Source organism: Hydrogenovibrio crunogenus, from assembly GCF_004786015.1.
In the GTDB taxonomy this organism is placed as follows: domain Bacteria; phylum Pseudomonadota; class Gammaproteobacteria; order Thiomicrospirales; family Thiomicrospiraceae; genus Hydrogenovibrio; species Hydrogenovibrio crunogenus.
The window spans coordinates 127,566-146,289 of sequence record NZ_CP032096.1 but is presented as its reverse complement, the minus strand read 5'-3'; the positions used below and the strand labels follow the sequence as shown (position 1 = coordinate 146,289).

Genomic DNA, 18,724 nt, shown 5'->3' with positions numbered 1-18,724 from the left:
AGACCTCGATATTCTTCAATTTAAGGTGCTTAGTCGCTCTCACGACCCAGTTCAATTTTCTGGCTGGCAACGCGTTCTGCCTGTTGCGGATCATGCGTTACCCAAACGGCACACGCCTGATGTTCAGATAAATACTCTAAAATCAACGCTTCGACCGCTAAGGTGGATTGGGGGTCAAGATTCGCTGTAATTTCATCCAACAACAAAACCTGTGGCTTTTCAATCAACCCTCGAATCAGTGCCAAGCGTTGCTTTTCCCCACTGGAAAGCTTATCAACCGACTGCCTTAAAATACTGGCAGGCAAAGACAGTTTTTCGATTGCTGAAGACCACCAGGCCTGGGTATTTTTTGGATTGCTTTCCGGAAAATGGGCCGCAACGGAATCTTCCCACCAAGCGGTTTCTGCGGGAAACCACATCACTTTTTTACGCCACTTGGTCGCTTTCCAGTCTGCTTGCTCTTTCTCATCCAAGAACACACGTCCTTCATGAGGGTCTAAATCGGCCAACGCGCGCAGCAAAACCGACTTTCCAGAACCTGAAACGCCGGAAACGACCAACACCTCATTAACCGCCAAGGAAAAAGAAACCGGATTTAAAAATGGACGTTTTGAAAGAGTATCGACTTGAAACATTTAACGCTTCTCAAGTTTGGCAAACGCCGCCACTAACCATTTCGTGCCGGCATGCGTAAAGTTGACTTGAACACGGGCATGGTCGCCCGCCCCTTCGGTTCCGAGCACCGTGCCTTCACCAAACTTTTGATGAAAAACATTTTCGCCAACAGAAAAGCCTGACTCGTTCGGTAATGCAAACCCTTGATTGGCAGAGGATGTTGTGTCGCCATAATGCTTAACCGAACCACTTAAACGTACCATTTGAACACAGTCATCCGGGATTTCTTTAATGAAGCGTGAAGGCAACGGATAAAATTCCGAGCCATGCATTCGACGTCGATTGGCAAAAGAAATCATTAACTGTTTTTCCGCTCGCGTTACCCCAACATAGGCCAGGCGACGTTCTTCTTCTAAACGATAAGGGTCTTCCTGTGATTGTTGAGAGGGAAAAAGCCCTTCCTCCAAGCCAATCATAAACACCAGCGGAAATTCAAGCCCTTTCGCCGCGTGTAACGTCATCAGCTGAACCGAAGATTCCCACTGGTCCGCTTGTTGTTCACCCGCTTCCAAAGCAGCTTGTGCCAAGAACTCCGCCAAGAGGTTTTCAAAATTAGGTTGATCAAACGCTTTGGTCATCACCGCCTCTTCCGGCGCAACGCCCTCCACGGTTTCATTATTTTGCGCCGGTTTAAACACACTCACGGCATTAATCAGCTCATCTAGGTTTTCAAGCCGGCTTTGACCTTGTTCAGAGGTGTCTTTTTCAAAATGCAATTGCAAGCCAGAACGTGAAATCACCTGAATAACCTGATCTTGTAAACTTAATTCGGCCGTGCTGTCTTTTAGCGACTCGATTAAAGATAAAAATCCATTTACGGCTGTTTTTGCGCGTGCGGTCAAACCATCCTGCGCCATTTGTGAAGCGGCTTGCCATAATGAAATTTCCTGCATGCGGGCCACTTCTCGAATCTGGTCGGCTGTTTTATTCCCGATTCCTCGCGGCGGATGATTATAAACCCGCTCAAAAGCGGCATCATCTTCGGTATTGACCAGTAAGCGTAAATACGCCAACACATCTTTTATTTCAGCACGATCATAGAAGCGTAGACCACCATACACGCGATATGGAATCTGTGCTTGCAACAGGGCTTGCTCCATCACACGAGATTGCGCATTGGAACGATACAAAACCGCAACTTCGGAACGACTCCCTCCTTGCTCACACCAACCTTCAATTTGGTTACACACATAACGGGCTTCGTCCAACTCATTGAAAGCTTCATAGATGCGAATCGGCTCACCTTCCTCACCGGCACTCCAAAGATTTTTCCCCATCCGGTCCTGGTTGAACGCAATCAGGCCATTAGCCGCTTTCAGAATCGTGCCGGTGGAACGATAGTTTTGCTCCAAACGAACGGTTTTGACGTCAGAAAAATCTTCATCAAAGCGACGAATGTTTTCAATTTTAGCCCCACGCCACCCATAAATCGACTGGTCGTCATCTCCGACAATGAATAATCGGCCACTGGCGCCGGCCAATACCCGAAGCCAAGCATATTGTAAGCTGTTGGTGTCTTGAAACTCGTCCACCAAAATATGCCGAAACCGCGCTTGGTAATGCGCCAATACTTGTGGATTTTTTAACCAAAGTTCATGCGCTCGCAATAAAAGTTCTGCAAAATCGACCAGGCCTGCCCGTTTACACTGCTCCTCATAGGCTTGATAAATTTGTACCATTTGACGCACATAAGGGTTATGACCCGGATCAATATGATGTGGACGTCGCCCTTCTTCCTTCTCACCATTAATAAAGGCTTGCACTTGCTTGTGAGGCCATTGCGCCTCATCCAGCTCTAACGCTTTTAACAGACGTTTAATCACTCGTTTCTGGTCATCCGAATCGAGAATCTGGAAACTCTGTGGTAGCCCGACTTCTTTATAATGGGTGCGTAGCAACCGGTAGGCGATGCCATGAAAAGTCCCCATCGTCATACCTTGTGATTGGTTGCCGATCAACGCCTCGACACGGCCACGCATTTCACTGGCGGCTTTATTGGTAAAAGTGACCGCCAGAATGTTGTAAGCGGAAAATCCCATTACCTGAGTCAACCAGGCAATGCGATGCACCAAAACCCGCGTTTTACCACTGCCAGCGCCTGCTAAAATCAACGCATGTTGATCGTCCACCGTCACGGCTTCACGTTGTGCATCATTTAAGTCGTTTAATATATGTGAAATATCCATTCAAACTTGAACCAAACTGTTATCGTTTTATTAGCGCATATCCTAAGGGATTTTATGATTTTGAGCATCTTTTATTCCTCTCTCGGCATCCTATTTTGCCAAGCAAGAGGCGGATAAAAGGCCGTTTCATCAAGCTCTAAGCGGCTTTATGTTATTTTTGACCGAAAAACAAAAACTATTTTCAAATTTTTCTTGCATTACGGGTAAAAACAATGTAATAATTATCGAAATTTCAAAAATTCAACGTTCACCATACAATGAACTGGGTGTTTGTCTACAAATTCCCTTCCATATTTCTAGGTGAAATATCTTATCTCGATTCTGGCTTCTTCCCATACGACTCCCTCAAACTTATTCGGGTATTCGTGTAGGCGTTAGAGTGAGAAAAACAAATTTTAAGGAGTTACTAGCTAATGAGTGACAACATGATCGCGACATCAGATGCAAATTTTGACAGTGAAGTACTACAGTCTGACCTTCCAGTATTAGTGGATTTCTGGGCTGAATGGTGTGGGCCTTGTAAAATGATTGCCCCAATCCTAGACGAAGTTGCAGGCGAATATGCTGGTAAAATCAAAGTCGCTAAACTAAACATTGATGAAAATCCAGCCACACCACCAAAGTATGGTGTGAGAGGCATCCCAACATTAGTGCTGTTTAAAAATGGTGAAGTCGATGCAACGCAAGTTGGCGCTTTATCAAAATCACAGTTGTGTGCTTTCTTAGACGGAAACCTATAATCTTCGTCCTTAAAGCATGGGGCGTCCTTTCCAAAGGACGCCATAAATCTAAATCATCCAATTCATTTCTCTAAAAAATCTCCAAACCCAATTCAATTAACTCAAAGACAGTTACAAATTTATGAATTTAAACGATCTCAAAAAAATGTCAGCCGCCGCTCTTTTAGACATCGCAGCTGAAAAAGGCCTAGAAAATCTAGCCCGACTAAAAAAACAAGACATTATCTTCGCCATCCTGAAAGCACATGCAAAAAGTGGGGAAGACATCTATGGTGAAGGCGTCTTAGAAATCCTGCCGGATGGGTTTGGGTTTCTGAGATCAGGAGATGGCTCTTACTTAGCTGGACCGGATGATTTATATGTCTCTCCAAGTCAAATCAGACGTTTTGGACTCCGTAAAGGGGACACCATTCAAGGAAAGATTCGCCCACCGAAGGACAGCGAGCGTTATTTTGCCCTGTTAAAAGTAGAGCGTATCAACTTTGAAGATCCAGATGTTGCGCGTAAGAAAATCGCATTTGAAAACCTAACCCCATTGCATGCCCAAGAACGCTTGAAAATGGAATTGGGCAATGGCAGTACCGAAGACATTACCACTCGAATCATAGACATCGCAGCGCCTTTTGGTAAGGGGCAACGTGGCTTGATTGTGGCACCGCCGAAATCCGGTAAAACGGTTATTCTGCAGCAAATCGCCCAATCGATTGCTGAAAACCACCCTGAAGCTTACTTAATTGTGCTGCTGATTGACGAGCGTCCAGAGGAAGTGACTGAAATGCAAAGAACCGTTAAAGGGGAAGTGATTTCGTCAACTTTCGATGAACCTGCGACACGTCACGTTCAGGTTGCTGAAATGGTCATCGAGAAAGCGAAGCGTTTGGTAGAGCACAAAACAGATGTGGTGATTTTACTGGATTCCATTACACGCCTGGCCCGAGCCTATAATACGGTTGTACCGTCTTCAGGGAAAATCTTGACCGGTGGGGTGGATGCCAATGCACTTCATCGCCCTAAACGCTTCTTTGGTGCCGCTCGAAACATCGAAGAAGGCGGTTCTCTCACCATTATCGCAACTGCACTGGTTGATACCGGATCGAAAATGGATGAAGTGATCTTTGAGGAATTCAAAGGAACAGGTAACATGGAGCTTCACTTGTCTCGTAGCATTGCGGAGAAACGTACTTTCCCTGCCATCAATATTGAGAAGTCGGGGACGCGTAAAGAAGAGCTACTCACCACACCGGATGAGTTACAAAACATCTGGATTTTGCGCCGTTTCTTACAAGGCTTAAACAATGAAGTTGAAGCAATTGAAACCTTAATTGATCAACTAAAAGTAACCAAAACGAATGAAGAGCTCTTTACGGCGATGAAACGATAATCGTCTCATAAAGCCTGCTAATCGCGTTGAAAGGTGCTTAGCAGGAAAAATTTGCAGTAAATTCATTAATTAATTGATGATTTTTCTTGCAATTTAGTTTTTTAGTTCTATAATTTCGCTTTCTTTTTTAAACATAGTGGCTATTCAGCTTTGCCTGATTGCAAGTGATTCACTTAAGTTGGTTACCAACCTAATCACTCAGCAAAAATGATAAAGGGTAAATTGAAAGCTACATAATACAATGGACCGTCATCATGCAAGCAGGCATTCATCCAGAATATAATGAAGTTGTTTTCCAGGATATCTCTACTGGTGAAACCTTTTTAACTCGTTCAACGATTGAAAAGACTTCTGGCGACACCATTACTTTAGACGGTAAAGAATACCCACTAGTTCGTATCGAAGTTTCTAGTGCATCACATCCTTTCTTCACAGGTAAGCAATCACTTGTGGATACAGAAGGACGTGTTGAAAAATTCCGTCAAAAATACGGTATGCGCAAGTAAGTACTTCACTTTACTATTTTGTAAAATTTACAAAATATTCAAAAAAGGCCGTCTTTTCGGCCTTTTTTATTTTCTACCCCCAATTTTCTGTCCCTCTCCTTTCTCAGCACAACATTAGTATAGTGGCGTAACGTTTGCTTTTAGCTTTCCAAATACAAACAAAAGGCTATACAATACTCTCTATGAACTCATTTATCTCAAGACCCTTTACTCGGCTGTTTTTTACCAGTGCCCTACTCTGTATACCGTTTATAACGCATGCTGACGACTGCGCTCCGAAAAAAATTGATGTTTGGGTCAAAGCCAGCTTCGCTTTGAGTGGGGATACCGTCATTATTCAAAATAAACAATACCGTCTAATCGGCGTTGAAGCCCCTCAAATTGAAAAGAAACAAAAGTTCTATACCAATGGGCAGCCTCTGGCAAAACAATCACAAAAAAAACTGAATACGATTTTGGCCAACCATAATTTACGTGTTGGTGTCGAATACGATCAAAAACGTTCTGACGAATTCTATCGAACCTATGTTCATCTTTATGTGAAAGAGGGCAATAAAATCATTAATTTACAAAAATTGATGCTTGAAAGCGGGTTGGCATTGGCTCAGTCAGAACCACCAAATAATTTACACCAGAAATGCTATTATCAGGCTGAAAAAACGGCCAGACAAAACAAAATCGCTTTATGGAGCCTCGTAGAAAAACGCCCAGATCTCAATTATCCGATTGCGCCGTCTTCTAATATCACGACCGATGACGAGGGTTATCATATTTTTAAAGGCAAGATTGTCAAAGTCGACAAAAGTTCAAACAACTATATCCTCAATATGGACACAACAGGCATCCGAATTCGGAAGGCTGACTGGGAACATTTTGATTACGATCAACTCGAAGCGCTAGAGGGAAAAGTCATTGAAGCACGCGGGTATGGTTTCTTATTTCAAGGCGCTATGTTTGTCAAAATACACTCTCCTTATGCGATTGATCGACTCAACCCTGTCAATCAATAACGGGACGATAAGATTTAACACACTTTTTATGACATTTTCTGGTCTTCAACCGTTAAAATAACCTCTTAAATTTTTTGAGACTTCGTGCTGCCACAACCAGCCTTCTCACTTTAAACCGTATTAGTTAAATATAAGAAAGGATTCCTTATGGCGGAGCTACAAAACGACCGTTTCCTACGTGCCCTACTCAAAGAACCCGTTGATCAGACTCCGGTTTGGATGATGCGCCAAGCAGGCCGCTATTTACCAGAGTACCGCGCTACCCGAAAGCAAGCAGGTTCTTTTATGGATTTATGCCGTAATAAGGAACTGGCGTGCGAAGTCACCTTGCAACCTCTAGAACGTTATCCGTTAGATGCCGCTATTTTGTTTTCGGACATCCTAACGATTCCTGACGCAATGGGATTGGAACTACGTTTCCAACCAGGTGAAGGCCCTATTTTTGATAAACCAATCAAAAGCATGTCTGATGCGAAAAAACTATTTGTTCCGGACATGGCGTCAGAGCTAGGATATGTCATGGATGCCGTCAGCACCATTCGAAAAGCATTAGATGGCCGCGTTCCTCTGATCGGCTTTTCAGGTAGCCCTTGGACATTAGCGACTTATATGGTGGAAGGCGGCTCCAGCAAAACCTTCGCCAAAATCAAAGCCATGATGTACGATGAGCCGGCCACGCTTCACCATATTTTAGATGTTTTAGCTGACTCGGTTATTGCTTATTTAAACGCACAAATTGAAGCCGGTGCACAAGCGGTACAAATTTTTGATACGTGGGGCGGTGTATTGACCCCTCGTGATTACAAAGAATTCTCATTAAACTACATGGCCAAAATCGTTGATGGTCTGAAGCGTGAAAATGATGGCCGTAAGGTTCCTGTCATCCTGTTCACAAAAGGCGGCGGTCAATGGCTAGAATCCATGGCAGAAACAGGCTGTGATGCCCTTGGCTTGGATTGGACAACGGATATTGATGAAGCTCGTGCCCGTGTAGGAGATAAAGTTGCACTGCAAGGTAATATGGACCCAAGTGTTTTATATGCATCCCCAGCCAGAATTCGTGAAGAAGTCGCAACCATTTTGGAGAAATACGGCCAAGGAACAGGTCATGTCTTTAACTTGGGTCATGGCATCCACCCTGAAATTGACCCGGAACATGCCGGAGCCTTTATCAAAGCGGTGACCGAATTGAGTCCTAAATACCATAAATAAGGTATTTTCTTAAGCAAGCACTCAGTATAACCACACGCAAAAAAGCCCGAATCATTCGGGCTTTTTTTATAAACCTTTTCTGTCACATTAACGTTATCCTAAATCCACCTTATTCGCGAATTCCATCGCTTCCAAGTAACATTTTGATAACTCTGATGCGCAAATTTTTTGTGGTAATTCAAAGTCTGTTCGACCTTGCTCAATACCTTTGACAGCCACCAAGGTCGTGCCTAAACTCCCAGACTGCTCCAGCAAAGCCTGTTTAATGATGTCATCAAAATTCAACTCCGCTAACAGTTCTTGCAGAGATTTATCCATTAATGCATCCAAAGTCGAAAACAACCCTACCGTGAAATAACTGTCTTTCGAATGATCGCCGACCTGAGCCCCCACCAATTCACAAAACTTGGCTCGGATTAAAGACGTTTTAAACAGTTCCATTGGCTTATCGTCGGCTTTTGACAAAACCAACATACTCGCCCAGCTCTGTAAACGCTTTAAACCAAACCGCATGACGGCATCATGAATCGAGCTTAATTGAAACCGACTGTCCACCGCAGAGACAAATTTTAATAATTTCTGACTTAACGCGACGTCTTGGCTAATCGTCGCACTTAACACGGTCATATCAATTTCAGGATCATAGACATGAGATAACAATTGAATGATGGCCAGCTTGTTAGAAGGTAAACTGTGTCCTTTCAAAATTTGAGGTTTGGCGAAAAAATACCCCTGAAACAAGTCAAAACCGATCTTTTTGCAAAACTCAAATTGCTCCCGTGTCTCCACTTTTTCTGCTAAGAGTTTGATCCCCTGGTCTTTGAGCCGTCCAACATGTTCTTGAAGTTTTTTAGGCCCTACATCCAAGATGTCTACCTTGATATAGTCAGCACAGGCTTCAAATTCTGCTAATTCGGGATTGAAAATATAATCATCTAATGCAATTTTATAACCTGATTTTCGAAGTTTCTTTAAACTTTCGATCATTTCCTCAGAAACCTTAACATCTTCCAATACTTCAATCACCACTTGATTATGTGGAAAGAAAGGCTGATTTTCACTCAACAACAAACCTTCGGTAAAGTTAATAAAGGCTTTATGGTCTCCAACAACATTTTTTAATCCCATATCGCCAAATAAATTTAACATTACTTGCGCAGTAGCATGGTCGCCTCCTAGAATTTGGGCGCTATTTTGCCCATCACCCGAACGAAACAGCAATTCATAAGCCCATACTTCAGCAGAATGATCAAAAATAGGCTGGCGCCCGATATAAATATCGACAAGGGAAGACATAACTAAAAGCTCTCATTCATATGCAAAAAATGACGACAATTTTAGAATACTGGAATTTTTAAAAAAGACCACTTAATATTTTCAATACCCCTAGAAAAAAGGGAACAATTAGGACGGTAAGGAGGGAGCTAATAAGGCCAGCTATTTTTTAGAACGAGAACAATGCTGACCTTATTGATGACAATGAAGATTAATCAACGGCTTGGAAGTCTTCCGGCATTTCGAGGTCTTCCCCTCCAAACAAAAACTTCTGCATCTCTTCTTTCAAAAAGTTTTGCGCCTTCGGATCCAAACTGGATAGGCGGTATTCATTAATTAGGATGGTTTGTTGAGCTAACCATTGCTTCCAAGCTTCTTTAGACACATTTTCATAAACTTTCTGGCCTAATTCACCCGGAAACGGAGGAAAGTCCAACCCTTCCAGTTCTTGTTCCATTTTGACGCAATTCACCATTCTAGTCATTGCTGCTCTCCAATTGCTTAATGAGTTTTCGAATTGGTGCCGGCAACCCTTTTGATAACGCCTCCGACACCGTAAACCACTCTCCTTCCAATTTTATGGAAGAAACTTCATCCAGAAAAAAAGGATGAATTATCAAATGATAATGAGTAAAAGTGTGTTTGAATAAAGGCCATTCTATCAGATTCAGTCCTTTGTCACAGCGGGTTTCAACCTTGCTTTTAATGTGGGTTTCATGCTGATCTAGCGACATTTCCGGTAAGCTCCAAAGCCCTCCCCAAATCCCTTTTTGAGGCCTCTGTTGTAAAAAAACCTGACGATTTTCATTCAACAAAATCGTCATGGCCTTTTCTCGAGTCGGCTTCGCTTTTTTTGGCTTGGCATACGGGAAGTCCGCCACACGATTTAACTGCCAGGCCTGGCAGTTTTTTTGTACCGGACAGGCATCGCATTTTGGTTTTGAGCGTGTGCACAGCGTTGCTCCTAAATCCATAATGGCTTGAGTATAGTCATCAAATCGTTGTTCTGGCGTCAGCTCATCGGCTCTTTTCCAAAGCATCGCTTCGGTTTTTTTCTCACCGGACCAAGATTCAACCGCATTATAACGACACAAAACACGTTTCACATTGCCATCCAGAATAGGATGACGCTGCTGACTTGCAATGGACAAAACCGCACCTGCCGTTGAACGCCCAATACCAGGTAAGGCCATCATTCCCTCCAAATCCTGTGGAAAGTGACCTTGAAAATCATTCACCACAATTTGTGCGGTCTTCAGCAAGTTGCGCCCTCGAGCATAATAGCCCAACCCGGACCAATGGGATAACACCTCTTCCTGATCGGCTTGTGCTAAGGCCTCAACCGTTGGAAAAGCTTCCATAAATCGTTCATAGTATGGAATGACAGTCTGGACTTGAGTCTGCTGTAACATGATTTCAGATACCCATACTCGATAGGGCGTCTTATTCTGTTGCCAAGGTAAGTCGTGACGTCCTGATCGATCAAACCATTCCAGTAAGGTTTGTGCAAATTCTTCTGTGTCTGACATAGCGCTGCTTTATGTTCTTCTGAATTGAGCTATAATAGCCGGAAAATTAAACTGCCATTGTACTAGAACCCTATGACTGAAAATACAGAATCCCCTCAAAGTGCCGCAAGCGATATACCGGAAAACAAAAGACGTATCAAAAGCTTTGTACTGCGCCAAGGCCGCTTGTCACAAGCACAGCAACATGCCATTGATTCAATGTGGCCTCAATACGGCTTAACATTAGAAGACAAGCTACTGGATTTCAATACCCTGTTTGGCCGGGAAGCCCCTACCATTATTGAAATTGGGTTTGGCATGGGAAACAGCTTGGCGGCCATGGCAGAAGCGCATCCAGAAAATAATTACATTGGCATTGAAGTCCATCGCCCGGGCGTGGGAGCCTTGTTAAAGCTGGTGGCTGAAAAAGGGCTTACCAACGTACGTGTGTTTAATGAAGATGCGATAGAGGTGCTCAACCGGCAGATTCCTCAAAACAGCCTATCTGCCGTGTATTTATTTTTTCCCGATCCTTGGCACAAAACCAAACACAAAAAGCGCCGCATTCTACAAGCTGAATTTGCTGAAAAAATTGCTCAATATCTAAAACCTGGCGGGCAATTCCATATGGCAACGGATTGGGAAGACTATGCCTTACATATGATGGCGGTAATGAGCGCTGCGAAGGCGTACCGTAATATCTCCGGAGAAGGTAAGTATACACCTCGTCCCGATTATCGCCCTCTGACCAAGTTTGAACAACGCGGCCAACGCTTAGGGCATGGGGTCTGGGACTTGGTCTTTGAACGCATCTAAAAGATAACCCTTTAAAAATGACCAGGCCTGGCCATTTTACCCCCTCACAATAGAGGCTTTATGAAGCCTGCAAAAATTGCTGCAAGCTGTTCAACAGCTTTTGTTGATTGGCGGGGTTACTTAACAACTTTTTAAGATCGACAGACCATTGCACATTTCCTAAAGCACCTTTCAAGTGAACCGGTACTTCCACCCCTTTCAGTTGTTGAAGTCTTTGGGGCGGTCGATGATAAGTGGTGTGCAGTACCGCATTTAACTGGGCAGTCGGCAAAATGAGCTGTCCAGTGCCAATGGCTGAAAAACGATCACTTTTCACATTCATTCGGCGTAATGCCATTACACCTGATTGAATGTCTCCTGCCATAGATAATTGGCTGAAAGTCGTCGCATCTTTTGCGCTGGTTTTTTGACCCGCCAACAATTTATTTAAATCCATTCCCTTAAACTGGCCTGCCTGAACTTTAGCATTAAAGGACCCATTCAAATTCTGTTTCAATAAAAAGCTATTTACCCCTAGCGTATTGAAGTTAAACGTACTGTCGTATTGACCTTCAAGCAACTCATATTGCCACCCATCAGTTAAAAACGGTTTGAGCTGAACACCTTCCATTCTGCCAGACCAATCATAATGAGGCGTTTTGCCTGTCACATCGACCAACAATTTGGAACGCAATGTGCCCTGGTATAAATTCGCATCCAAAGGCGCAAGTTGAAGTTTGCCGGCATTGGCTGAAAGATTGATCTCAAATTCCTGCATTTGCATCTGCCATGCTTTTAACTTCGCTATATGAAGATGCCCTTCAGCCTGCAATCCTCTGAGCGTTGTGATCGGCAAACCAACCGGTAAATAAGTCTCTTCTTTGGCTACCTTTGTAGAAACCGAAGAATCTTGTTTCGCTGCTTTAGGTGAGTTTGACACCGGCTTAGCATTCTTCTGAACCGTTCGGTTCGAGGGTTTCGAATCGGCATAGGCTTCATAGCGATCCAAATCCAATTTGGAGATGGCTAAATCAAATCGGTATTGTGGCTTTTCAGCCTGCAGCTTGCGCCAGATATTCCCCGTGATCTTTGATTGGTCGAGCTGGAGGGCGAGATTTTCAACCGAAAGCTGATCAGGTGTTTGAGACCAGTTGAATTCTGCAGACACATCTTTTAAAACGGTTTTGTCTACGAAGTTTGGATAGGTTACGCCAGAATGACGGAACCATTTGCGTAAATTAATATGGTTGGCTTTTAAGGCGCCCTGAGTTTCAGCATTACGCCCATAAGTGCCGGACATTGAAGTTTCTAAGCTTCCTTTGAGCGAGCGAAATCGGGCTTGTTCCACATGAAACGATTGTTGGTCGAACTTCAATTCAAAAAGGTCACCAGCCATTTCAATCCGCACTTCTGGAATTTGCATGGTTTTCGGCAACACCAGCCGAACGTTGCCTGTCCAGTCGGAAAGCGTCCATTGAGAAAAACGATTGTTTAACGTCAGCATAGACGCAACATTGAAATGGAAGCTGGATTTAATTTCAGATGAGTCGTATTGAAAATTGGTTAAGACTTTAAATGGCTGATTCGGGGAAATGTCAAATGCCATCAAATCGAAATCTTCCATTGTCAGGTGGGTCTTTGCCTGCTCGTTTTGCCACTCAATGATCGCATTTTGCAGGACGAAACTGTCAAGATGCCAGTCCACAAGCTCTGTTGTATCAGAAACCTCTACAGGCGCCGTCACCACCTGATAAGCCACTTTTCTTAGACCAGGCGGTTTCGGCTGCGCTGCTGTCAGTGCCAATCGCTGCTGCAATAAACGCCAATTATGCTGGCCTGCCGCGTTGGTTTCCAAAAACAAGTGGGGTTTTTCCAACTCCACACCTAAGAGTTCTAAGTGACGATTGACAAAAAGGCTCCATAGCGACAGCTCGACTTGAATGCTGTCAATTTGTGCCAAATTTGGCGACGAAAAGGAAGGTCTGTTTTGAAGCTCAACCTGCTTGGCTTCAAGCGCAAATGGCCAGACAGAGACATCGATGGGGCCATTAATTTTCAATCCATATCCCGTTCGTTTTTGGAATTCCGATTCAATTTGGGGCTTATATTGGTTGTAGTCCATAAAATTAATGGCTCCAATAAAAGCCAACACCAAAATAATCGGAATAATAGCCAGCGCCATAACAATTCGGCTGGACCATTTCACGACAGGGTGCGCAGGCTTACCTCTTTGCTTGGCCATTCTCTGTTCTTTGATAGGACAGACATGATCATCCGAATACACTTTTTTTTCAGGTGGCAGGTCCTGCTGGTCGGTTGTTTGCGTTACCTTATCATCTAGTGCTGAATCCGGTTTTTTTTCCATGGTCCATCCTTCTTAATCGATTTTTAACAGCCGTTTGCTGCTTTTAAAGTCACTACAGTTCTTATGACAGAAAAAGCTGTAAGACTTCATTTAAATACGTTTTACCTGTTTGTGTTAACTGTAGTTCATTTAGATGTTGCTCAGCCCAACCTTTAGAAATCATCTTTTCTAATTGCGGTTCTATCACTTCTAACGGCAAGCCCGTTCGCAATGTGAACAAAGTCAGCGGAAATCCATCCTGTAACCTGAGCGCATTCAACATGAATTCAAACAATGCATCATCATCTGATAAAACATGTTGACGCCCCATGTCACCAGCTTCAATCATATTCATATAACTACCTGGCGAAGCCGGCATTTGCGTCCGCCAAATTTCACCAATTGGTGGCTGAGTAATCTTGCCATGCGCTCCCGCTCCCAAGCCAATATAATCGCCAAATTGCCAATAATTCAGGTTATGACGGCAGGCCTGGTCCTTTTTGGCATAAGCAGAAACCTCATAATGATGATAACCCGCCTTTGATAAAGCGGTTTGACAAGCTTCTTGCATTTCCCAAGCCAAATCTTCCTCCGGTAATACCGGTGGATTCTTATAAAAAGGCGTGTTTGGTTCCAGTGTCAGCTGGTAATGTGACATGTGTGGCGGCTCTAACGCCAAAGCCGTTTCAACGTCATGTACTGCTTGCGCTAACGTTTGGTTGGGCAAGGCAAACATCAGATCCAAATTAAAATTATCAAACCCCGCTGACTTGGCAGCTTCTACAGCTTGATATGCTTCATCAGAAGAGTGAATGCGCCCTAAAGCCCGTAACTTTTCGTCATCAAAACTTTGAATTCCCATCGATAAACGATTCACCCCCGCCTGGCGAAACCCCGAAAATTTTTCAAAATCAACGGTGCCTGGATTGGCTTCCAAAGTAATTTCAATATCGGGTTGAAACCCTAATAATGCTCTGGCTTGAGACAAAAAAGCGTCCAACCCCGCTTCAGACATCAGGCTGGGCGTGCCGCCGCCAAAAAAGATAGACTGAATCGGTCGCCCCCAAATATCCGGCAACGTTTGTTCCAGCTGGCGAACCATTGCCTGAATATACTTTTGCTCCTGATCCTCCTTAAGAGTATGTGAGTTAAAGTCACAATAAGGACATTTTTGAATACACCAAGGGTAATGTACATATAAGGATAATGGAACGGGTTGAGTAAAGTTCAAAAGGTTACAGCTCTATTGGTTTAAAAGGATTATTTTAATAGAAATTTAAGCTGCAAGTGTTAAGCTTCCTTTTAAATTTAGTAAATTTCATCATGGAATCCAACATGCAATCGAATAGTTTATTTATTGCACCTCGCGAACGTCATGCCGGCAGCCTTCTCATTTCGCTTGGACTCATGTCTCTGCTTAGACAAAAATTCGAAAAAATTGCTTTCTACCGTCCATTGATTACTGACAAACAAGACCCGGATTGTCATTTTCTCAAACACACCTTTCAGCTTGAAATACCTGAAAACGAGATGACAGGGTTACAAGTGTCTGAAGCAACACAACTGTTAAGTGAAAACAAAAAACACACGTTATATGAAATGCTGGTTGAACAATTCCAAGCCTTGCAGGAAAAGTATGACTTTGTCCTAGTGCATGGCATGGAATTAACTGATCAAACCAGCGGTATTGATTTTGACATCAACCTGGCTTTAGCCAAGCATTTTAATAGCCCTTATGCATCCGTCATAAGTGGACAAAACAAAGCCATCCATGACATTGAAAAAGAAATCGAAATGGAGCTACATGCCAGCTCTAACCTGGATCCTTTTGCCTTTTTTATTAACCGAACCCCTGCCCATATCTTAGAGTTTATTCCTCAATTTCCACAGCATGAAGATGTGCCTATTTACTTTTTACCTGAAATTGAAGATTTAAACACCCCCACAGTCAAAGAGGTCGCCGATGCACTACAGGGACAGTTTTTATCTTCCAGTGAGAGCAGTTGCGGTCGCCTTGTAAAGGAACCGATTGTTGCCGCGATGACCATTGAAAATTATTTACCCCGCGTCAATGAAGGGGATTTAATTATTGTGCCGGGGGATCGCAGCGATATTCTGCTTGCTTCGGTTATGAGTTTGTTTGCTCGAAACATGCCCAATATTGCTGGCATCCTACTCACTGGCGGGTTAACGCCTCGCTCTGTCATCATGGATCTGATCAAGAGTTATCAAGCGGCTGATTTACCGATTATTTCGGTAGAAACAGATACTTACCCCACTGCCGTTAGCGCAGGAAACGTCAGAGCCAATCTCACACCTAATAACCCTCGAAAAACCAATTTAGCACTTGGCTTATTTGATCAATGGGTAAACCGGGAACATTTAATGGATAAACTGCTGATCAGAACTCAAGATCGCAGTAAAGACATCACCACGCCTATTATGTTCGAATATGGGTTATTTGAAAAAGCACGTGCTCATTTACAAACCATCGTCCTTCCCGAAAGCAATGATGATCGGATTTTGAAGGCTTGTGATTTATTGTTACAACGTAATGTGGTCAAACCCATTTTACTGGGAAACCCTGATGAAATTTTATATCGTGCTAATTTACTGGGAATCGATCTTAAAGAAGTCGAAATGATCGACCCTGAAACCAGCCCCTGGCGATCAGACTTTATCAATGAATTGTATGAAATGCGAAAACACAAAGGCATCACTTATGATTTAGCTCGTGATTCAATGACGCATGTTAATTATTTTGCAACCATGATGGTTCATAAGGGGTATGCCGATGGTATGGTTTCCGGAGCAACCCACACGACAGCAGATACAGTACGACCTGCTTTACAGATTATTAAGACAGAACCTGGCACAGCCTTAGTCTCCAGCGTATTTTTCATGTGCTTTGACACCCGGGTACTGGTTTATGGTGACTGTGCCGTGAATCAAAACCCGACGTCTGACGAACTATCTGAAATCGCCATCAGTTCTGCACAAACAGCAGAACAATTTGGTATTGCTCCTAAAGTCGCCTTGTTATCGTATTCAACAGGAATTTCTGGCAAAGGTAATGAGGTTGATAAAGTCAGACAAGCCACTCAACTGGCCCAACAAAAACGACCTGATTTAATCATAGAAGGACCGTTGCAATACGATGCCGCAATTGACATGACCGTGGCGTTACAAAAAATGCCCGAAAGCCAGGTTGCAGGAAAAGCGACAGTATTCATCTTTCCAGATCTAAACACCGGTAATAACACCTATAAGGCGGTTCAAAGAGCTTCTGGTGCCATTGCCATTGGCCCTGTACTTCAAGGGCTGCGAAAACCGATAAATGACCTGAGTCGTGGATGCAGTGTGGCCGACGTCATTAACACCGTTGCGATTACCGCAATACAAGCACAGGCTCAATCAGACCTGTCTTCCGCAGGACAGTAACATGAAAATATTGGTTTTAAATGCAGGAAGCTCTTCCTTAAAATACAGTTTATTTTCAGGAGCAGACTCTCATCTCATCATTCATGGTCTCATCGACCATATTATCCTGCCTTCCTCAAAAGCCTATACAGAAGCCTTAGGAAACGTCGAAAAAACGCTACAAAAAAAAGGCTTAATCACACACTTGGGCGATTGCGATGCCATCGGACATCGAGTGGTACATGGCGGGGAGCTGTTTCACCAAGCGGTCACCATCAATGACAAAACGCTTGCAGACATCAAGTCAGTGTCTCAATTAGCTCCCTTACACAACCCTTTCAATTTAGTACCGATTGAAATGATCCACTCGCACTATCCTGATTTAAAACAGGTTGCTGTGTTTGATACCGCTTTCCATCAAAGTATGCCAGAAAAGGCGTATCGTTATGCGTTACCCAATGCGTTATATGAGGAGCATCAGATTCGACGATATGGTTTTCATGGTTCTTCTCATCAATACATTGCCAAACGCATGGCCACACGCCTAGAAAAACCTCTTTCCCAGCTCAATATCATTTCAATGCATTTAGGCAACGGCGCAAGTGTTTGCGCAATTCAAAATGGACAGAGCATCGACACCAGCATGGGGTTCACACCGCTTGAAGGATTAATAATGGGGACCAGAAGTGGTGATATTGACCCGGCCATTCCGGTTTATTTGATGGAAAAATTAGGATACTCTACTCAAGAAGTGGATGACTTACTCAATCATCAAAGTGGATTGATGGGATTGACAGAACACAGTGACATGCAGGCGGTTTTATCCCTTGCTCAACAAGGAAATTCTCACGCCCAACTTGCTGTGGAAATGTTTATATACCGTTTAATCAAAACTGTGGGTGGCTATTTATCGATGATGCCAACAGTGGACGCTTTGGTGTTTACAGGCGGTATAGGAGAGCATTCTGCGGAAATTCGTCAAAAAACAATCCATGGTTTCTCTCCCCTCTTTGGACTGGCTTTAGATAGTTCGGCCAATCGTGCGCCCACGCTCGAACAAGACATATCTGCATCAGATAGCGCCATTGCATGCTGGGTCATTCCAACCGATGAAGAATGGGAAATCGCCCAACAAACACTCCAGCGCTTAACATAAAGCCTTCCCATCGACTTTAACCAGGCCTGGCTCCTTTTAAAAGCGCCTCAAATTAAGCAGTGGTATTGATATGATTCCCTAAATTCGCAGGGAGTGCTTGAGCGGATGGTGCTCCCGGTAACGATTGAATCAATGCCAATGCGCCTTCTGCCTGCATATCCATCGCTTTTTTAAGCATTGTTACCTGTACTTGCTGATGCGTATTGACAGTTTGTTGCTGTTGATGCGCATAAACTGCTGCATTCGGTGAAATGTCCATATGCCTCCAGAGCTTCAGAATAAACGTTCCATACAAAGTGTATCGGCGGGGTTGATTCATTCTTGAATGATAAATTTCATGAGTTCTTTTGATGCTGTCAGCCTAAATAAGTATCGAAAAACCTGAACCGGCAGTATACTATTTAGAATATTGAAATTAAAAAGTATTCAAAGAAACACGCATAACCGAATACCCATAGCGTCAATCTATTGAATCAACGAGTCATTCATAGTTATCATTAAGAGCGCAACATTTAT

16 protein-coding genes are annotated in these 18,724 nt (G+C 43.5%); 8 read left to right on the top strand and 8 right to left on the bottom strand.

The features are described from left to right. Window positions 1-29: 29 nt before the first annotated feature. Together GHNINEIG_RS00590 and uvrD are read right to left on the bottom strand one after the other, a co-directional pair. A complete protein-coding gene (locus GHNINEIG_RS00590) occupies window positions 30-635 on the bottom strand; it encodes an ABC transporter ATP-binding protein (RefSeq protein WP_135794855.1) in 606 nt (201 codons plus the stop codon). Next, window positions 636-2,861: a DNA helicase II gene (gene uvrD / locus GHNINEIG_RS00585; RefSeq protein ID WP_135794854.1), complete on the bottom strand. Its 2,226-nt coding sequence runs from the start codon at window positions 2,859-2,861 to the stop codon at window positions 636-638. It abuts the gene before it with no gap. Between the two features lie 413 nt (window positions 2,862-3,274). On the opposite strand from uvrD, the gene trxA reads away from it, so the two are divergent. From trxA to hemE, 5 genes are all read left to right on the top strand, one after another. Then, on the top strand, window positions 3,275-3,601 hold the full coding sequence (gene trxA / locus GHNINEIG_RS00580; RefSeq protein ID WP_135794853.1) for a thioredoxin TrxA: 327 nt from the start codon (window positions 3,275-3,277) through the stop codon (window positions 3,599-3,601). Between the two features lie 121 nt (window positions 3,602-3,722). Beyond that, a complete protein-coding gene (gene rho, locus GHNINEIG_RS00575) occupies window positions 3,723-4,982 on the top strand; it encodes a transcription termination factor Rho (protein WP_135794852.1) in 1,260 nt (419 codons plus the stop codon). Window positions 4,983-5,236: 254 nt separating this feature from the next. Then, window positions 5,237-5,488, top strand: coding sequence for a type B 50S ribosomal protein L31 (locus GHNINEIG_RS00570; protein WP_011369547.1), 252 nt, complete (start codon window positions 5,237-5,239; stop codon window positions 5,486-5,488). Between the two features lie 182 nt (window positions 5,489-5,670). Further along, window positions 5,671-6,498 (top strand): thermonuclease family protein, encoded by an 828-nt coding sequence (locus GHNINEIG_RS00565; RefSeq protein WP_135794851.1) that lies wholly within the window; start codon window positions 5,671-5,673, stop codon window positions 6,496-6,498. Window positions 6,499-6,645: 147 nt separating this feature from the next. Further along, complete coding sequence (gene hemE / locus GHNINEIG_RS00560; RefSeq protein ID WP_135794850.1) at window positions 6,646-7,710, top strand: uroporphyrinogen decarboxylase; 1,065 nt, start codon at window positions 6,646-6,648, stop codon at window positions 7,708-7,710. 93 nt (window positions 7,711-7,803) lie between these two features. On the opposite strand, the gene GHNINEIG_RS00555 is transcribed toward hemE, so the two are convergent. From GHNINEIG_RS00555 to mutY, 3 genes are all read right to left on the bottom strand, one after another. After that, a complete protein-coding gene (locus GHNINEIG_RS00555) occupies window positions 7,804-9,006 on the bottom strand; it encodes an EAL and HDOD domain-containing protein (RefSeq protein ID WP_135794849.1) in 1,203 nt (400 codons plus the stop codon). A 190-nt stretch (window positions 9,007-9,196) separates the two neighbouring features. Further along, window positions 9,197-9,469 carry an oxidative damage protection protein gene (locus tag GHNINEIG_RS00550; RefSeq protein WP_135794848.1) on the bottom strand — a complete coding sequence of 91 codons (273 nt, stop codon included), beginning with the start codon at window positions 9,467-9,469 and terminating at the stop codon, window positions 9,197-9,199. After that, a complete protein-coding gene (gene mutY / locus GHNINEIG_RS00545) occupies window positions 9,462-10,514 on the bottom strand; it encodes an A/G-specific adenine glycosylase (RefSeq protein ID WP_135794847.1) in 1,053 nt (350 codons plus the stop codon). Before mutY ends, GHNINEIG_RS00550 begins: the two co-directional genes overlap by 8 nt. A gap of 72 nt (window positions 10,515-10,586) precedes the next feature. On the opposite strand from mutY, the gene trmB reads away from it, so the two are divergent. After that, window positions 10,587-11,309 (top strand): tRNA (guanosine(46)-N7)-methyltransferase TrmB, encoded by a 723-nt coding sequence (gene trmB / locus GHNINEIG_RS00540; protein WP_135794846.1) that lies wholly within the window; start codon window positions 10,587-10,589, stop codon window positions 11,307-11,309. A gap of 58 nt (window positions 11,310-11,367) precedes the next feature. On the opposite strand, the gene GHNINEIG_RS00535 is transcribed toward trmB, so the two are convergent. Next, window positions 11,368-13,653 (bottom strand): AsmA family protein, encoded by a 2,286-nt coding sequence (locus GHNINEIG_RS00535; protein ID WP_135794845.1) that lies wholly within the window; start codon window positions 13,651-13,653, stop codon window positions 11,368-11,370. A 61-nt stretch (window positions 13,654-13,714) separates the two neighbouring features. Further along, entirely contained in the window at window positions 13,715-14,863 is a 1,149-nt protein-coding gene (hemW, locus tag GHNINEIG_RS00530; protein WP_135794844.1) for a radical SAM family heme chaperone HemW, read from the bottom strand. A gap of 104 nt (window positions 14,864-14,967) precedes the next feature. Here hemW and pta point away from each other — a divergent pair, with 104 nt between their 5' ends. Both pta and GHNINEIG_RS00520 read left to right on the top strand, forming a co-directional pair. Next, window positions 14,968-17,073 carry a phosphate acetyltransferase gene (gene pta / locus GHNINEIG_RS00525; RefSeq protein WP_135794843.1) on the top strand — a complete coding sequence of 702 codons (2,106 nt, stop codon included), beginning with the start codon at window positions 14,968-14,970 and terminating at the stop codon, window positions 17,071-17,073. Between the two features lies 1 nt (window position 17,074). Then, a complete protein-coding gene (locus GHNINEIG_RS00520; RefSeq protein ID WP_135794842.1) occupies window positions 17,075-18,208 on the top strand; it encodes an acetate/propionate family kinase in 1,134 nt (377 codons plus the stop codon). A 52-nt stretch (window positions 18,209-18,260) separates the two neighbouring features. Here GHNINEIG_RS00520 and GHNINEIG_RS00515 read toward each other — a convergent pair whose 3' ends face one another. Then, on the bottom strand, window positions 18,261-18,467 hold the full coding sequence (locus GHNINEIG_RS00515; protein ID WP_135794841.1) for a YjfB family protein: 207 nt from the start codon (window positions 18,465-18,467) through the stop codon (window positions 18,261-18,263). Window positions 18,468-18,724 lie beyond the last annotated feature (257 nt).